Origin of the sequence: Aquabacterium commune (assembly GCF_004362855.1) — a bacterium.
Taxonomy (GTDB): domain Bacteria; phylum Pseudomonadota; class Gammaproteobacteria; order Burkholderiales; family Burkholderiaceae_C; genus Aquabacterium; species Aquabacterium commune.
Map to the genome: position 1 here is coordinate 135,427 of NZ_SNXW01000003.1, position 15,821 is coordinate 151,247.

12 protein-coding genes are annotated in these 15,821 nt (G+C 66.2%); 9 read left to right on the forward strand and 3 right to left on the reverse strand.

What is annotated here, in order from left to right; all coding sequences use genetic code 11:
* Window positions 1-45: 45 nt before the first annotated feature.
* The 3 genes from EV672_RS06855 to xseA form a co-directional block, all read right to left on the reverse strand.
* Window positions 46-2,904, reverse strand: a complete 2,859-nt coding sequence (locus tag EV672_RS06855) for a 2-oxoglutarate dehydrogenase E1 component (RefSeq protein WP_133607625.1) — start codon at window positions 2,902-2,904, stop codon at window positions 46-48.
* A gap of 391 nt (window positions 2,905-3,295) precedes the next feature.
* Complete coding sequence (locus EV672_RS18995) at window positions 3,296-3,877, reverse strand: superoxide dismutase (RefSeq protein ID WP_243738567.1); 582 nt, start codon at window positions 3,875-3,877, stop codon at window positions 3,296-3,298.
* A 162-nt stretch (window positions 3,878-4,039) separates the two neighbouring features.
* Window positions 4,040-5,380 carry an exodeoxyribonuclease VII large subunit gene (gene xseA / locus EV672_RS19000; protein ID WP_243738568.1) on the reverse strand — a complete coding sequence of 447 codons (1,341 nt, stop codon included), beginning with the start codon at window positions 5,378-5,380 and terminating at the stop codon, window positions 4,040-4,042.
* A gap of 401 nt (window positions 5,381-5,781) precedes the next feature.
* Here xseA and EV672_RS06865 point away from each other — a divergent pair, with 401 nt between their 5' ends.
* From EV672_RS06865 to EV672_RS06905, 9 genes are all read left to right on the forward strand, one after another.
* Window positions 5,782-6,417, forward strand: a complete 636-nt coding sequence (locus tag EV672_RS06865; protein WP_133607627.1) for a MotA/TolQ/ExbB proton channel family protein — start codon at window positions 5,782-5,784, stop codon at window positions 6,415-6,417.
* Window positions 6,418-6,442: 25 nt separating this feature from the next.
* Window positions 6,443-6,904, forward strand: a complete 462-nt coding sequence (locus tag EV672_RS06870; protein ID WP_133608190.1) for an ExbD/TolR family protein — start codon at window positions 6,443-6,445, stop codon at window positions 6,902-6,904.
* A complete protein-coding gene (lpxK, locus tag EV672_RS06875) occupies window positions 6,901-7,998 on the forward strand; it encodes a tetraacyldisaccharide 4'-kinase (RefSeq protein ID WP_133607629.1) in 1,098 nt (365 codons plus the stop codon). The genes EV672_RS06870 and lpxK overlap by 4 nt, the downstream gene beginning before the upstream one ends.
* 21 nt (window positions 7,999-8,019) lie before the next feature.
* Window positions 8,020-8,247, forward strand: coding sequence for a Trm112 family protein (locus EV672_RS06880; RefSeq protein WP_133607631.1), 228 nt, complete (start codon window positions 8,020-8,022; stop codon window positions 8,245-8,247).
* A 3-nt stretch (window positions 8,248-8,250) separates the two neighbouring features.
* On the forward strand, window positions 8,251-9,009 hold the full coding sequence (gene kdsB / locus EV672_RS06885) for a 3-deoxy-manno-octulosonate cytidylyltransferase (RefSeq protein ID WP_133607633.1): 759 nt from the start codon (window positions 8,251-8,253) through the stop codon (window positions 9,007-9,009).
* Between the two features lie 177 nt (window positions 9,010-9,186).
* A complete protein-coding gene (adk, locus tag EV672_RS06890) occupies window positions 9,187-9,840 on the forward strand; it encodes an adenylate kinase (RefSeq protein WP_133607635.1) in 654 nt (217 codons plus the stop codon).
* 135 nt (window positions 9,841-9,975) lie between these two features.
* Window positions 9,976-12,141 carry a DNA primase gene (gene dnaG / locus EV672_RS06895; RefSeq protein ID WP_133607637.1) on the forward strand — a complete coding sequence of 722 codons (2,166 nt, stop codon included), beginning with the start codon at window positions 9,976-9,978 and terminating at the stop codon, window positions 12,139-12,141.
* A gap of 289 nt (window positions 12,142-12,430) precedes the next feature.
* Entirely contained in the window at window positions 12,431-14,680 is a 2,250-nt protein-coding gene (gene rpoD / locus EV672_RS06900; RefSeq protein WP_133607639.1) for an RNA polymerase sigma factor RpoD, read from the forward strand.
* Between the two features lie 142 nt (window positions 14,681-14,822).
* Window positions 14,823-15,758: an adenylate/guanylate cyclase domain-containing protein gene (locus EV672_RS06905; protein ID WP_133607641.1), complete on the forward strand. Its 936-nt coding sequence runs from the start codon at window positions 14,823-14,825 to the stop codon at window positions 15,756-15,758.
* The last annotated feature ends 63 nt before the right edge of the window (window positions 15,759-15,821 follow it).

The window sequence follows — 15,821 nt, forward strand, 5'->3', positions numbered from 1 at the left end:
TCCGGGCCGGACCGGTCTGGGCGACGCAAAGCGCCTGCCATGACCTTACTTGGTGAGAACGAAGCCCTTGAGCTTGGCGAAAGCCTGGTCCAGCAAAGCCTTTTGCTGTTCCTGGTGCAAGTGGGCGTAACCCACTGCCGGCGAAGCCGAGGCGGGACGGCCCGCATAACCCAGCTTCTGACCGTCGGCCATGTTCTCGTGGATGTAGTGCTGCACGAAGAACCAGGAGCCCTGGTTCTGAGGCTCGTCCTGACACCAGACCATTTCGGTCAGGTTCGGGTACTTCTTGGCCTCGGCCGCGAAAGCCTTGTGCGGGAAGGGATAGAGCTGCTCGACGCGGATGATGGCCACGTCGGTCGCCTTCTTCTCGGCACGCTTCTTGACCAGGTCGTAATAGACCTTGCCCGAGCAGGCGATCAGGCGCTTGACCTTGCTGTTGTCGATGGCCTCGTCCACCTCACCGATCACGGTGCGGAACTCGCCGCGGGTGAACTCGGTCAGCGGCGAGGTCGCGTCCTTGTTACGCAGCAGCGACTTCGGCGTCATGATGACCAGCGGCTTGCGGAACATGCGCACCATCTGGCGACGCAACACGTGGAAGATCTGCGAGGCCGAGGTCGGCTGCACGATCTGCATGTTGTTGTCGGCGGCCAGCTGCATGAAGCGCTCCAGGCGGGCCGAGCTGTGCTCGGGGCCCTGGCCTTCGTAGCCGTGCGGCAGCATCAGGGTCAGGCCATTGGCACGGCCCCACTTCACTTCGCCTGACGCGATGAACTGGTCGATCACCACCTGGGCGCCGTTGGCGAAGTCGCCGAACTGCGCTTCCCAGATGACCAGGCTGTTGGGGTCGGAGCCGGCATAGCCGTACTCGAAGCCCAGCACGGCCTCTTCGGACAGGATGGAGTCGATGACGACGTACGGGGCCTGGTTGTCGGCCACGTGCTGCAGGGGGACATAGGTGCCCTCGTCGAACTTCTCGCGGTTCTGGTCGTGCAGCACCGAGTGGCGGTGCGTGAAGGTGCCACGACCGCAGTCTTCGCCAGACAGGCGCACCGGGTAGCCCGAAGCCACCAGCGAGGCAAACGCCATGTGCTCGCCCATGCCCCAGTCCACATTGACTTCGCCTCGGCCCATGGCGGCGCGGTCGTCGATGACCTTCTGCACCAGCGGGTGAGGCTTGAAGTTGGCGGGGACGGTGGTGATGCGCTCGGCCAGGCGGCGGAACTCGGCCAGCGGCAGGGCCGTGTCGGCGGAGTCGGTCCACTTCTTGTTCAAGAAGGGCGTCCAGTCAACGGCGTACTTGCTCTTGAAGTTGGTCAGCACCGGGTCCACCGTGTGCTTGCCGGCTTCCATGGCGGCGCGGTAGCCCTTGACCATGTCGTCCGGACCGGTGGGGGGCAGCGTGCCGCCACCGACCAGGCGGTCACCGTACACCTTGCGGGTGCCGGGATGCTGGCCGATCTTCTTGTACATCAGCGGCTGGGTCATCGACGGCGTGTCCTGCTCGTTGTGACCGAGCTTGCGGAAACACACGATGTCAACGACCACGTCTTTGCTGAACTGCTGGCGGTAGTCCAGGGCCAGCTGGGTGGCGAACACCACGGCTTCCGGATCGTCGCCATTGACGTGCAGCACCGGGGCTTCGATCATCTTGACGACGTCGGAGCAGTACAGCGTCGAGCGGGTGTCGCGCGGGTCGGAGGTGGTGAAGCCGATCTGGTTGTTGATGACGATGTGCACCGTGCCGCCCGTGTAGTAACCACGGGTCTGGGCCAGCGCCAGCGTTTCCATCACGACGCCCTGGCCTGCGAAGGCGGCGTCACCGTGCACCTGCACCGGCAGCACTTGCGTGCCCTTGGCGTCGCCACGGCGGTCCATGCGGGCCTTGACCGAGCCTTCGATCACCGGGTTGACGATTTCCAGGTGCGAGGGGTTGAAGGACAGCGAGAGGTGAACCGGGCCGCCAGCGGTGGAGACATCGCTGGAGAAACCCTGGTGGTACTTCACGTCGCCAGCGGGCAGGTTCTCAGGCGCGGTGTGCTCGAACTCGGAGAACAGCTCGGCAGGTTGCTTGCCCAGCGTGTTGACCAACACGTTCAGGCGGCCGCGGTGGGCCATGCCGATGACGATTTCCTGCACGCCCTTTTCGCCGGCGCGCTGGATGAGTTCGTCCATCGAGGCGATGAAGGATTCACCGCCTTCCAGCGAAAAGCGCTTTTGGCCAACGTACTTGGTGTGGAGGAATCGCTCCAGACCTTCGGCTGCAGTCAGTCGCTCGAGAATGTGCTTCTTCTTCTCGGCGCTGAAGGTCGGCTTGGAGCGGGTGCTCTCCAGGCTTTCCTGCCACCAGCGTTTTTCGGTGGGGTCGGTGATGTGCATGTACTCGGCGCCGATGCTGCCGCAGTACGTCTCACGCAAGGCCTGCACGATTTCGCGCAGGGTCATGTGCTCGGCCTTGGTGAAGTAGGTGTTCGTCGCCGAGAAGGTGATGTCCATGTCCGACTCGGTGAAGTCGTAGAAGGACGGTTCAAGCTCGGGGATCTTGGCGCGTTCCTGGCGCTTGAGCGGGTCCAGGTCGGCCCAGCGGGAGCCCAGGAAGCGGTAAGCAGCGATCAGGGACTGGACGTGGACCTGCTTGCGGGCGACAGCGAGGTCGGCCGAACTGGTCTTGATCATGAAGGCGTTGGCCTTCGCACGTTGAGCGAAAGACTCGACCACGGGGGCATGCGCCACATCGCGGTGGTCGGAGCCATCCACAGCAGGAACGTTCTGGAGGGCGTCGAAGTAGGAGCGCCAGTTGTCTGGCACCGAACCGGGGTTGTCGAGGTAAGCCTCGTACAACTCTTCAACGTATGGGGCATTGCCCCCGAACAGGTACGAGTTCGACCTGAACTGCTGCATCATTTTCGCTCACCTTACTCTCAGGTTTCCTGAGACGTTGGCTGGTTGGACAACCTTCCGCGACACGGCTTGACCGGTTGGCGGATTGCGACCCGCCTTGCTGACTGCCGAGAAACAGAGATCCAGCAAGGGCGACGGGAAGGGCTTATTTTGAAACCGACACCACTGTAGCACTGTTGAAGTTGCTTTGCGCTGGAGCTTGTGCAAATGGCGCGCAAACCCTTTTTGTGCCCTGCCTGCGATGGCCTTGTGCGGAAGACGTCTGGGCATTGGACGGGAAACGTTCTGTCCAGGTCCAAGGAAAAGAGCACGAAAAGGGCCTGAAAACGGCATGAAAAAAGCCGGGGCAGGCCCGGCTTGGTGCGCGATGCGGGGTGAACCGCTCAGGCAGACATCAAGCGAAGTTCGCAGCAGCGAAGTCCCAGTTGACCAGCGAGTTCAGGAAGACCTCGACGAACTTGGGACGGGCGTTGCGGTAGTCGATGTAGTAGGCGTGCTCCCAGACGTCAACGGTCAGCAGGGCCTTGTCACCGGTGGTCAGCGGGGTGCCAGCCGGGCCCATGTTGACGATGTCCACGGAGCCATCGGCCTTCTTGACCAGGAAGGTCCAGCCCGAACCGAAGTTGCCCACGGCGGACTTGGTGAAGGCTTCCTTGAAAGCGTCGTAGCTGCCGAACTTGGCGTTGATGGCGTCGGCCAGCGCGCCGGTCGGTGCACCGCCGCCGTTGGGCTTCATGCAGTTCCAGAAGAAGGTGTGATTCCAGATCTGGGCGGCGTTGTTGTAAACACCACCGCTGGACTTCTTGATGATCTCTTCCAGGGCCAGGTTCTCGAACTCGGTGCCGGGGATCAGGTTGTTCAGGTTGGTGACGTACGCCTGGTGGTGCTTGCCGTAGTGGTATTCGAAGGTTTCCTTCGACAGGTGCGGCGCCAGTGCGTCCTGGGCGTACGGCAGTGCGGGAAGGGTGTGTGCCATGGTGCTTTCCTTGGAGGTCCGTTGTGGGGGGAAGGGATCTTTTGGGGAGATTGTAGGCATGCCGCGCACCGGCCCCACGCTTTCAGCCAGATGACCGGCCGCGGCACGGGGCTTGTTCAGCGCCTGGGTGGCGCTTGTGCCGCGCGCCAGTCTCGCCAACGCTCAGGACGCCGGCCCGCGAGGCAAGACGTCGGTGACGCGCATGCGCAACACCCCGTCGGCCAGCACGGCCTGGACAGCCTGCTCGGGCTGGACCGCCGCCGCGCTGAGCACGGGCTGGCCTTCGGCGTTGCTCAGCCAGGCATAGCCTCGCTCCAGCACACGCTGGGGGTCGAGCGCGTGAAGGCGCGTTTCCAGGTGCGCCAGCGATTGTTGGTGGCGCCAGGCCTGCGTCTGCGCGGCGCGCAGCAGGCGGGTCTGCAGCGCGGGCAGCTGTTGGCCGGTGCGCTGCACCTGCATGCTGCAAGCCGCCGGGAGACGGTGGTCGAGCAGCGCGAGTTGCTGGCGGTGCTGGGCCAGCAACTGGGAAGGGCGAGCCAGGCGCAAAGCGGCGCTGTCCTGGCGCTGGCTCAGGGTGTCCAGCCGCTGGTGGACGCGGTGCTGCAGGTGCCGGGCATGGGCAGCGATCTCCGCCAGGGCCGAGGCCTGATCCCGGGCCACCAGTTCCGCCGCCGCCGTGGGCGTGGGCGCGCGCAGGTCGGCGGCGAAATCGGCCAAGGTCACATCGGTTTCGTGCCCGACGCCACTGACCACGGGCACAGGGCAAGCAGCGATGGCACGGACCACACGCTCGTCGTTGAAGGCCCACAGGTCTTCCAGCGCCCCCCCGCCGCGGCAGACGATGGCCGCATCGAAGCGGCAGCCGCCGTGGTGCGCCAACGCCAGCTGGGCCAGCGACTGCACGATCTGGGCGGGGGCCTCCACGCCCTGGACCGAACACGGCAGCAGCACCACTTCGACGTGCGGCGCCCGGCGCGCCAGAGCCGTCAGCACATCGCGCAAGGCCGCGGCCTGCAAGGACGTGACCACCGCCACACGCCCGGGGAAGGCCCGCAGCGGGCGCTTGCGGCCAGCATCGAACAGGCCCTCGGCTTCCAGTTTCGCTTTCAGGCGCAGGAACTGCTCGTACAGCGCACCGGCGCCTGCACGCTGCAGGCCATCGACCACCAGCTGCAACTCGCCGCGGGCTTCGTACACAGCCAATTGCCCGCGCGCCTCGACCAGCATGCCCTCGCCCGGTGAGAACTCGACCTGCGACAAGGCCCGCCGGAACATGGCGCAGCGGATGGCGGCCTGGCCGTGCTCGTCCTTGAGGGTGAAGTAGCCATGGCCACTGGCGGCCCGCGTGAAACCGCTGATCTCGCCACGCACCACGCAGCTGCCAAAACGCGCGGCCAGCGTGTCGCCCACGGCCTGCACCAAAGCGCCGACACCCCAGACCCGGGGCCGCCCCCCAGTGCTTCCCAAAACGCCGCCCGCAGCGTCGTTTCCTGCCTCTACCATGCGCCACCTCGCGAGACAAGTCCACAATTCGCGCCAGCGTGGCTCAAACGCTGCCCCAGCCTGTCACGAAGCCTTAATGACGTCATAAGTGATTGATTTTCAAGGAAAAACAGCTGCTTAAAAATTCAGCAATGTGAGAGCAAGCCAATGTTGATGCGGCTTGCGGGGCCATGCGCAAGGCTTACCCACAAAGTTATCCACAGGATCGGTGGACGACTTCGGCGCGTTGCACGGGGTGCATTGACCAAGTCCGCCGAGCGTTGCAGATGGACACCAGTTGCGACCGCACCCATGGCGCATCTCGCCCAGACTGGGCCAGGATCAGCCCCATAATCATGCGCTGTTCAGGCCTTGTGTCGCCCCAGGCGGCCCAGGCATCGCGCCTTACCAGGGAGTCTGATTTGCTGTCCATCTTACAAGCCGCAGGCTGGCCCATCGTGCCGCTGGTGCTGTGTTCCATCGTGGCACTCGCCCTGGTCATCGAGCGTTTCCTGAGCCTGCGGGAGAGCAGAGTGGCGCCGCCGCGCCTGGTCGATGAGGTGATGTCGGTGACGCGCACCGCCCTGCCCCCGGCCGACACGCTCACCAAGCTGGCCGAGAACTCCATCCTGGGCCTGGTGCTGGCTCAGGGCCTGCGGGCCGCCGCCGCCGAGCAACGCATCACCGAAGCGAACCTGCGCGGCGCCTTCGAGTCGGCCGGCCGCGACGCCGTGCACCGCCTGGAGCGCAACCTCAGCGCGCTGGGCACCATCGCCAGCGCGGCGCCGCTGCTGGGCCTGCTCGGCACCGTGATCGGCATGATCGAGATCTTCGGCGCCTCCGGCCCGCAAGCCAGCGCAGGCACCAACCCCGCCGACCTGGCCCACGGCATTTCGGTGGCGCTCTACAACACGGCGTTTGGCCTGATAGTGGCCATTCCCTCGCTGATCGCCTACCGCCATTTCCGCGCCCGCATCGAGGGCTACACCCTGGCGCTGGAGCAGTCTGCCGACCGCATGGTGCCGCACATCCTGCGCCTGAGCACGCCGCGCCGCTGACGCCCGGACGGACACCGCCATGCCGATGAATTTTCGCAAGCGACACGCGCCCGAGGAACCCGAGATCAACCTGATCCCGTTCATCGACGTGCTGCTGGTGGTGCTGATTTTCCTGATGCTCACCACCACCTACTCGCGCATGACCGAGCTGAAGATCAACCTGCCCGCGGCCAACGCGCAGGCAGCGTCGGTGCGGCCCAAGGAGTTGCAGGTGCTGGTGGCCTCCGACGGGCGCTACATGGTCAACCAGCGCACGCTGGAAGGCCGCAACGTGGAAGCCCTGGCCGCAGGCCTGAGCGCCGAAGCCGGCACCTCGCGGGACGTGGTGGTCGTGGTGAAGGCCGATGCCGCTGCCACCCACCAGAGCGTGATCAACGTGATGGACGCCGCGCGCCGTGTGGGCTTGACCCAGCTGACGTTTGCCACGCAAGGGCAAAGCGGGGCGCCCGCTGCCCCGACTGCACCCACAGCAGCCACCGCACAGTGAGCAGCCTGGCCAGCACCCTGCAGCGCGCCTGGTTGCGTCGCGGGCCGCTGGCCTGTGCGCTGTGGCCTGTGTCCTGCCTGATGGGCATGGTCGTCGCGCTGCGTCGCCTGGCCAGCGCGCGGGGGTGGCTGCACGCTGACAAACTGCCCGTGCCCGTGCTGGTGGTGGGCAACCGCATCGTCGGTGGGGCGGGCAAGACGCCGGTCACCATCGCCATCCTCCAACACCTGCAGGCACGTGGCCTGACGCCCGGTGTGCTCAGCCGAGGCTACGGCGTAACGATCGACCCCGCCCAGCCGCGCTTGCTGGACCGCGACAGCGTCAGCACCTGGAGCGCGCGCGACACCGGCGACGAGCCCTGGCTGATTTTCCGGCGCACGGGCGTGCCCGTCATGGTGGGACCGAAGCGCGCCGTCGATGGCCGCGCGCTGCTGCGGGCGCACCCCGACATCGACATCCTGGTGTGTGACGACGGCCTGCAGCACCTGGCGCTGCAGCGCGACATCGAGGTCGTGGTGTTCGACGAACGCGGCGCTGGCAACGGCTGGCTGCTGCCGGCGGGCCCATTGCGCGAACCCCTGGACACCGCGGCAGGCCCGGGCGTGACCGCGCCGCCCCTGGTGCTCTACAACGCGGCGCGGCCCAGCACGCCCCTGCCCGGCCATGTCGGCGTGCGCGAACTTGGCGATGTGCGCGCCCTGGCGGACTGGTGGGCCGGCACCCAAACGACCCCAGCGCCCTCGCCCCAGGCCACACCGGGCGCCTGGGCCTTGGCCGGCATCGCCCACCCGGACCGGTTTTTCGACGCCTTGCGAGCCCAAGGCTGGCAGCTGCAGACTTGTCCTTTGCCCGACCACCACGGCTTCGCCACCCTGCCCTGGCCTGCCGAGGTGCGCGACCTCATCGTCACCGAAAAAGACGCCGTCAAGCTGGACCCGCAACGGCTCGCGCTGGAGCGCCCGAACACGCGGGTCTGGGTCTCGGTCTTAGACTTCCGCCCTGAGCCTGCGTTCTGGACAGCCCTGGACGCGGCCATCGACGCGGTCGTGTGTGCCGCGCAGCCCCCTCGACGCCCCAACACAGTTCAACCCTGAGCCCCACCGAGCCCCACTGCCATGGACACCCGACTGATCGAACTGCTGGTCTGCCCCGTCTGCAAAGGCCCGCTGCAACGCGCGCCCCACCACGCCCAGGGTGACCTGCTGGTGTGCACGGCAGACCGCCTGGGCTACCCCATCCGCGACGGCATCCCCGTGATGCTGGAAAACGAGGCCGTGGCACTCGATGCCTTCCCGGAAGAGCCCGTGAACCCGCTGAGCCAGCCCCCGGCGGCCGGGGCTTGAGCCATGGGGTTCACCGTGCTGATCCCGGCGCGGCTGGCGTCCACGCGCCTGCCCGACAAGCCCCTGGCCGACATCGCCGGCCTGCCCATGGTGGTACGCGTGGCGCAGCGTGCGGCCTTGAGCCAGGCGTCGCGCGTGGTCGTGGCCACGGACAGCGAGCGCATCCTGCAAACCTGCCAGCAACATGGCGTGCAGGCCGTGCTGACACGCGCCGACCACCCCACGGGCAGCGACCGCCTGGCCGAAGCCTGTGCCCTGCTGGGCCTGGACGGCCAGGACCGCATCGTCAACGTGCAGGGCGATGAGCCGCTGATCGACCCCGCCCTGATCAACGCCTGCGCCGACGTCCTGGACGCCCGCAGCGACTGCGTCATGAGCACCGCCGCCCACGCCATCGACAGCGCGGCCGACTTCGCCAACCCGAACGTGGTGAAGGTCGTGACCGACGCGCAAGGACGCGCCCTGTATTTCTCCCGCGCGCCGATCCCCTGGTGGCGCGATGCCCCCGCGCCAGCCACGCCGGCCACGGGTGCTGGCACGCCGCTGCGCCACATCGGCATCTACGGCTACCGCGCCGGCTTCCTGCGCCGATTCCCGCAACTCGCGGTCAGCCCGTTGGAGACGGTCGAGTCGCTGGAGCAACTGCGCGTTCTGTGGCATGGCGAGCGCATCGCTGTCCACCTGGCCACACAAGCGCCCGGCGCAGGCGTGGACACCCCCGAGGACCTGGCGCGCGTGCGCCGCCTGCTCGGTGCCGATTGAGGCCTGTCTGGGGCATGTCTGGGGCCTTTCTCGAGGCTGGTATCGAATTGTTGCGACGTCACCTTGACGCCGCGATGCTGGGACATACCCATGCTCGGATCAGGGGGGTGACATGCTATCCTCCCGCAGTTGTAGCCGGGTGACATGCCCGGCACCATCCGGACACCAAGGACAACCATGAGACTCATCCTGTTGGGCGCACCTGGCGCCGGCAAGGGCACGCAAGCCGCATTCCTCTGCCAGAAGTTTGGCATCCCCCAGATCTCGACCGGCGACATGTTGCGCGCTGCGGTCAAGGCGGGCACCGAGCTGGGTCTGGCGGCCAAGAAGGTCATGGACTCCGGCGGTCTGGTCAGCGACGACATCATCATCGGCCTGGTCAAGGAACGCATCGCCCAAGCCGATTGCGCCAACGGCTTCCTGTTCGACGGTTTTCCCCGCACCATCCCCCAGGCCGAAGCCATGAAGGCTGCCGCCGTGAAGATCGACGTCGTGCTGGAAATCGACGTGCCCGACAGCGCCATCATCGAGCGCATGAGCGGTCGCCGCGTGCACGTGGCCTCGGGTCGCACCTACCACGTCGTCTTCAACGCGCCCAAGGTGGCTGGCAAGGACGACGCCACCGGCGAAGACCTGATCCAGCGCGAGGACGACAAGGAAGAAACCGTGCGCAAACGCCTGGAGGTCTATCACCAACAGACCCGCCCACTGGTGGACTACTACAGCCAATGGGCCGCCACCGGCGATGCCGCTGCGCCCAAGTGCCGCAAGATCAGCGGCGTGGGCTCGGTGGACGACATCACCGCCGCTGCGCTGGCCGCCCTGGCTTGACGCGCGCGACACACGCGATGCCCTGAGTTCCTGCCAGCGCTTGCCCGCGCGGGCTGACAGAACGACACTCGCATCAGCGATCTCAACGGCCCCGCCGCCATTGCGCGCCGGGGCTGTTTCATTCTTGTTGACACCGTGATCCCACCGTCGTTCATCCAGGACCTGCTCGCCCGCACCGACATCGCCGATGTCGTGGGCAAGTACGTCACGCTGAAGAAGGCGGGCATCAACTACAAGGGCCTGTGCCCCTTCCACGGGGAAAAGTCGCCGTCCTTCATCGTCAGCCCCTCACGCCAGACCTACCACTGCTTCGGCTGCGGCGTGCACGGCAATGCGGTGGGCTTCATCATGGAGTTCGGCGGCATGGGCTTTGTCGATGCCGTCAAGGACCTGGCACAGATGCAGGGCATGCCGGTGCCCGACGACAACCTCCGCCCCGAAGAGCGCGAACGGCAGAAGCAGGTCAAGGCCCGGCAACTCGCCTTGACCGACGTGATGGCGCAGGCGACCAAGCACTGGAAGCAGCAGCTCAAAAAATCGCCTCGCGCGGTGGCCTACCTGAAGGGGCGCGGCCTGACCGGCGAGATCGCTGCGCACTTCGCCTTGGGTTACGCCCCTGACAGCTGGCGCGGCCTGGCCAGCGCCTTCCCCGACTACAACGAGCCCTTGCTGGTCGAGTCGGGCCTGGTGATCGCACACGAGGCCGAGGGCGACAACGAAGCCAAGCGCTACGACCGCTTCCGCGACCGCATCATGTTCCCCATCCGCAACCCGCAAGGCGAGGTCATCGGCTTCGGCGGGCGGGTGCTGGACAAAGGCGAACCCAAGTACCTGAACTCGCCGGAGACGCCCGTCTTCGTCAAAGGGAGGGAGCTCTACGGCCTGTACGAAGGCCGCGCCGCCTTGCGCAACAAGGGCTACGCCATCGTCACCGAAGGCTACATGGACGTGGTCGCGCTGGCGCAATGGGGCTTCGGCAACGCGGTGGCCACGCTGGGCACGGCCTGCTCGCACGAGCACGTGCAAAAGCTCTTCCGCTTCACCGAGCACATCGTGTTCAGCTTCGACGGCGATGCCGCTGGCCGCCGGGCTGCCGGCCGCGCCCTGGAAGCAGCCCTGCCCTTTGCCACCGACACGCGCCGCCTGAGCTTCCTGTTCCTGCCGGCCGAGCACGACCCCGACAGCTACATCCGCGAGCATGGCGCCGAAGGTTTCGAGGCCTGCGTGAAGAAGGCCGTGCCGCTGTCGCGCCAGCTCATCGAGCATGCCAGCGCCGACTGCGACCTCGACAGCGCCGAGGGCCGCGCCCGCTTGCTCACCCAGGCGATCCCGCTGATCGCGCAACTGCCGGAAGGCGCGCTGCGAGGCTTGATTGCCGACGACCTGGCCCAGACCGCGCGCACGGCCGCCGAGGAAGTGCGACGGCGGCTCGACGAGCGCCTGACCGAGCGCCAACAGGCCGCCGAGCGAGGCACGGAGCGCGGCCCAGGACGCCGCCCAGGCCAGCACGGGGCACAGACAGCGCACGGGGACGGCGGCCACCCAGGCCCGGACGGCATCCCCACCTTCGAGCCCGATGGCCACGACGCCTCGGGCGCCTCGTCCGAGCCCTTCTGGGAGCCCGAGAGCGCCTACGGCGCCGACCCCTACGCCGGCCAGAGCACCGATTGGAAAAGCAAGGGCAAATGGCAAGGCAAGTGGCAGGACAAGGGTGAAGGCAAGTGGCAAGGCAAAGGCGGCGCCGGCGGGCGCTGGCAAAGCCGCGGGCGCGTGCCCGAACGCCGCCCCCTGCCGCGCACGGCCACGCCGCTGGACCGCATCGTCTGGGTGCTGGTGTCCCACAGCGCCGCCTGGGAACAGCTGCCCGTGGCCGCCCACGACCTGCTGTGCGACCAGCCCGCGCCCTACGGCCTCTTTTTCCGCTGGCTGGACCGCCTCGTGCACGACCAGGGTGCCCTGAGCGGGGACGAAGTGCTGGTCCAGATGCGCGCGACCGCCGCCGACGCGTCCAACCCGCCCGGTGCAGCGCCGCACCCGGGCGACGATGGCGATGCCGCCCTGGCCGACCTGGCGCAGCGCATCCAGCGCCTGCACGACATCGACACCCTGCCCGACCCGGTCGCCGACCTGATCCAGCTGGTGCGGCCCCTGGAGCTCGACGCCCTGCGCGAGGAACTGGACTTGCTGCTGCAGTCCGGAGAGCTCTCCGATGCCGCCGAGGCCCGCAAACTGGAACTCCTGCGCCTGACCCGGGATTTGAAACTTGAAATCAGCCAAGGGCGCCCCATCTCTGGCAGATGACGGGCAAAATGCCATGCGGCGCGTTCATTTCATGAATTTGGCGCCGCCTTTCCCTCACGCGCCAACACTTGCGCGATAATGGAAGGTTCTCCGAGGTTCATTTGCCACCTTGCGGCATGTCCCTGAGTCAGGTCGTTGCGACACCCGCGCCAGATCGCGCACCGTGCACCATGCACACCACGCACACCTCGCCAGGGGCCCTGCATCGGGCGCAGCGCACGCAGCGCATGGCACAGCGAGCCCTCCGGATGATTTCCGCACCCGACCCCGCACCCAACAGAGGAAGTGCATGACCGCGAAAAAAGCCGCCAAGCCCGGTGTGAAGACCGCCGCAGCTGCCGACGCAGCCGACGCCAACGAGAAGAAAGCCTCCAAGGCGCGCGCCACCCCGGCCGCGGAAGTCGAGTCCACCGTCGCTGAAGCCGCAGCCGAGCCCAAAAAGCGCGGCCGCAAGCCCAAGGCTGCCACCGCTGCCAGCCCTGCTGCTGCCCCCAAAGCCGCTGCCAAAGCCTCTTTCGACGAAGACGACGTCGCCGACATCGAAGCCGACCTCGAAGGCGAGCCGGTCGAAGGCAGTGAAGCCGAGGTCGAAGACACCGGTGGTGACAAGCCCAAGGCCAAGCCCCTGCGCATGAAGGTGTCGCGTGCCAAAGAGCGCGCGCTGATGCGCGAATTCGGCATCGACGAAACCGCCCTGTCCGAAGAGGAAGTCGCCAAGCGCCGCCAGGAGCTCAAGACCCTCATCAAGATGGGCAAGACACGTGGTTTCCTGACGCACCAGGAAATCAACGACCACCTGCCCGAAAAGCTGGTCGAAGCCGAAATCCTCGAAGCCATCATCTCCATGTTGAACGACATGGGCGTGGCGGTCTATGAGCAGGCACCCGATGCGGCCACGCTGCTGATCTCCGGCAGCGCGCAGACGCAAGCCACCGAAGAAGAAGCCGAGGAAGCCGCCGAAGCCGCCCTGTCCACCGTGGACTCGGAATTCGGCCGCACCACCGACCCGGTGCGCATGTACATGCGCGAAATGGGCACGGTCGAGCTGCTGACGCGCGAAGGCGAAATCGAAATCGCCAAGCGCATCGAAGGTGGCCTGCAGGCCATGATGCTGGCCATCTCGGCCTCGCCCACCACCATCGCCGAAATCCTGTCGCTGTCCGACAAGATCCGCGCTGGTGAGATGACCATCTCCGAGGTGGTCGATGGTTTCGTTGCTGCCAACGAGGCCGACGACTACGTGGCCGAAGAAGACTTCGACGAGTTCGACGAAGAAGAAGACGACGACGGCAACGGTGGCTCCAAGGCCCTGACCAAGAAGCTCGAAGAGATGAAGGCCCAGGCCATGGAGAAGTTCGACGCCCTGCGCTCGAACTTCGACAAGATGGCCAAGTCCTTCGAGAAGGACGGCTACAAGTCCGCGCCTTACAACAAGGCCCAGGAAGCCATCAGCCACGAGCTGATGACCATCCGCTTCACCGTCAAGATCATCGAGCGCCTGTGCGGCGTGCTGCGCTCCCAGGTCGATGACGTGCGCCGCTACGAGCGCGAACTGCGCAAGATCGTGGTGGACCGCTGCGGCATGCCGCAGGACCAGTTCATCAAGACCTTCCCGCCCAACATCCTGAACCTGGAATGGGCGGTCAAGGAAGCCAGCGCTGGCAAGCCTTACAGCGCCGTCATGACCCGCAGCCTGCCCTCCATCCAGGAGCTGCAGCAAAAGCTGATCGACCTGCAGGCCAAGGCGGTGGTGCCCATCGACGACCTCAAGAAGATCAACAAGCGCATGAACGAGGGCGAGAAGGCCTCGCGCGATGCGAAGAAGGAAATGATCGAGGCCAACCTGCGCCTGGTCATCTCGATCGCGAAGAAGTACACCAACCGCGGCCTGCAGTTCCTCGACCTGATCCAGGAAGGCAACATCGGCCTGATGAAGGCAGTGGACAAGTTCGAATACCGCCGCGGCTACAAGTTCTCGACGTATGCGACGTGGTGGATCCGTCAGGCCATCACCCGCTCGATCGCCGACCAGGCCCGCACCATCCGCATCCCGGTTCACATGATCGAAACGATCAACAAAATGAACCGCATCTCGCGCCAGCACCTGCAGGAATTCGGCTTCGAGCCCGATGCCCCGACGCTGGCCGCCAAGATGGAAATGCCGGAGGACAAGGTCCGCAAGATCATGAAGATCGCCAAAGAGCCGATCTCCATGGAAACGCCGATCGGTGACGACGACGACAGCCACCTGGGCGACTTCATCGAGGACACCAACAACACCGCGCCCATCGAAGCCGCCATGCAGGCCGGCTTGCGCGATGTGGTCAAGGACATCCTCGACAGCCTCACCCCGAGGGAGGCCAAGGTGCTGCGCATGCGCTTTGGCATCGAGATGTCCACGGACCACACGCTGGAAGAAGTCGGCAAGCAGTTCGACGTCACCCGCGAGCGCATCCGCCAGATCGAGGCCAAGGCCATCCGCAAGCTCAAGCACCCGAGCCGCTCGGACAAGCTGCGCACGTACCTGGACAATCTCTGATCGTCCCGGCGACGCTGCTGATCCAACCCGGCCATGCGCCGGGTTTTTTCATGGCCGCAGCAGGCAAGGCTGGCGAATTGCCCGCAAACTCCGTGCAATTCATCACGCTGCCCGAGCCCGAATCCGGTCAAGATCACGCGCCATGGGGACCACGAAGGAACGCGCCATCCTGTTTGCCGACTTGCGCGGCAGCACGGCGCTGTATCTCAAACTCGGGAACACGGAGGCGGCCACGGTCGTCACGCAAAGCCTGTCCTTGCTCGGCCAGATCGTGGCCAAGGGCGGTGGCCGTGTGGTCAAAACGCTCGGCGATGGCCTTATGGCGGTGTTCGATCAGGCCGATCCTGCCGTGGAGGTGGCCGTCAGCCTGCACGACTCCCTGGAGCGCTTGGCGCCCATCGCCCAGCACCAGGCCGCACGCCACGGCGCCATCCGCCTGAAAGTGGCCATCGCCTGGGGCGAGATGGTCGAGGTCGATGGCGATTGTTTCGGCGATGCCGTCAACGTGGCGGCGCGCCTGCTCGACCTGGCCGGTGACCACGAAACGCTCACCACCGGCCCGCTGCTGCGCGAGTTGCCCTCCGACCAGCAGGAGCGCTTTCGCAGCATCGACAAACTCCACCTGCGCGGCCGCAAGGAACCGGTGCCTGTGCTGCGCATGGAGGCCCGCCGCTTCGGGGACACGCTCTCCACCGTCATCATGGACGCGCAAGAAACCGACATGCCCGACGGCATCCGCCTGAACTGGCTGGGCACCGAGCGCGTGTTCTCCACGGCCAGCATGCCCCTGGTGCTGGGCCGCAGCCCGCAGGCTTCGTTTTGCGTGAGCGATTCGAGGGTGTCGCGCTCGCACGCCCGCATCGAGTCACACAGCGGTCACATCTACCTCAGCGACTTGAGCTACAACGGCACACACGTTCGCTTCGATGGCGACGACCAGGCCCTGACCCTGCGCCGCGGCACCTGCACCCTGCACGGCAGCGGCGTCATCAGCCTGGGCGCGCCTTCGACGGACCCCACCAGCACGCAGATCCGCTTCGATGTGCTGAGCTTCTCGGACACGCTGCCTCAGTGTTGATCGGGAGCGACGCCCGACGTTGACTGCGCTACATTCGACGACACGGCCAGTTGCCGAGAAGTC

What these genes read in the sequence shown, in the direction of transcription:
- EV672_RS06855 (WP_133607625.1), bottom strand. Translation starts at nt 2,904, where the DNA reads ATGATGCAGCAGTTCAGGTCGAACTCGTACCTGTTCGGGGGCAATGCC.
- EV672_RS18995 (WP_243738567.1), bottom strand. Translation starts at nt 3,877, where the DNA reads ATGGCACACACCCTTCCCGCACTGCCGTACGCCCAGGACGCACTGGCG.
- xseA (WP_243738568.1), bottom strand. Translation starts at nt 5,380, where the DNA reads ATGGTAGAGGCAGGAAACGACGCTGCGGGCGGCGTTTTGGGAAGCACT.
- EV672_RS06870 (WP_133608190.1), top strand. Translation starts at nt 6,443, where the DNA reads ATGAATTTTCGCAAGCGACACGCGCCCGAGGAACCCGAGATCAACCTG.
- EV672_RS06880 (WP_133607631.1), top strand. Translation starts at nt 8,020, where the DNA reads ATGGACACCCGACTGATCGAACTGCTGGTCTGCCCCGTCTGCAAAGGC.
- kdsB (WP_133607633.1), top strand. Translation starts at nt 8,251, where the DNA reads ATGGGGTTCACCGTGCTGATCCCGGCGCGGCTGGCGTCCACGCGCCTG.
- adk (WP_133607635.1), top strand. Translation starts at nt 9,187, where the DNA reads ATGAGACTCATCCTGTTGGGCGCACCTGGCGCCGGCAAGGGCACGCAA.
- rpoD (WP_133607639.1), top strand. Translation starts at nt 12,431, where the DNA reads ATGACCGCGAAAAAAGCCGCCAAGCCCGGTGTGAAGACCGCCGCAGCT.
- EV672_RS06905 (WP_133607641.1), top strand. Translation starts at nt 14,823, where the DNA reads ATGGGGACCACGAAGGAACGCGCCATCCTGTTTGCCGACTTGCGCGGC.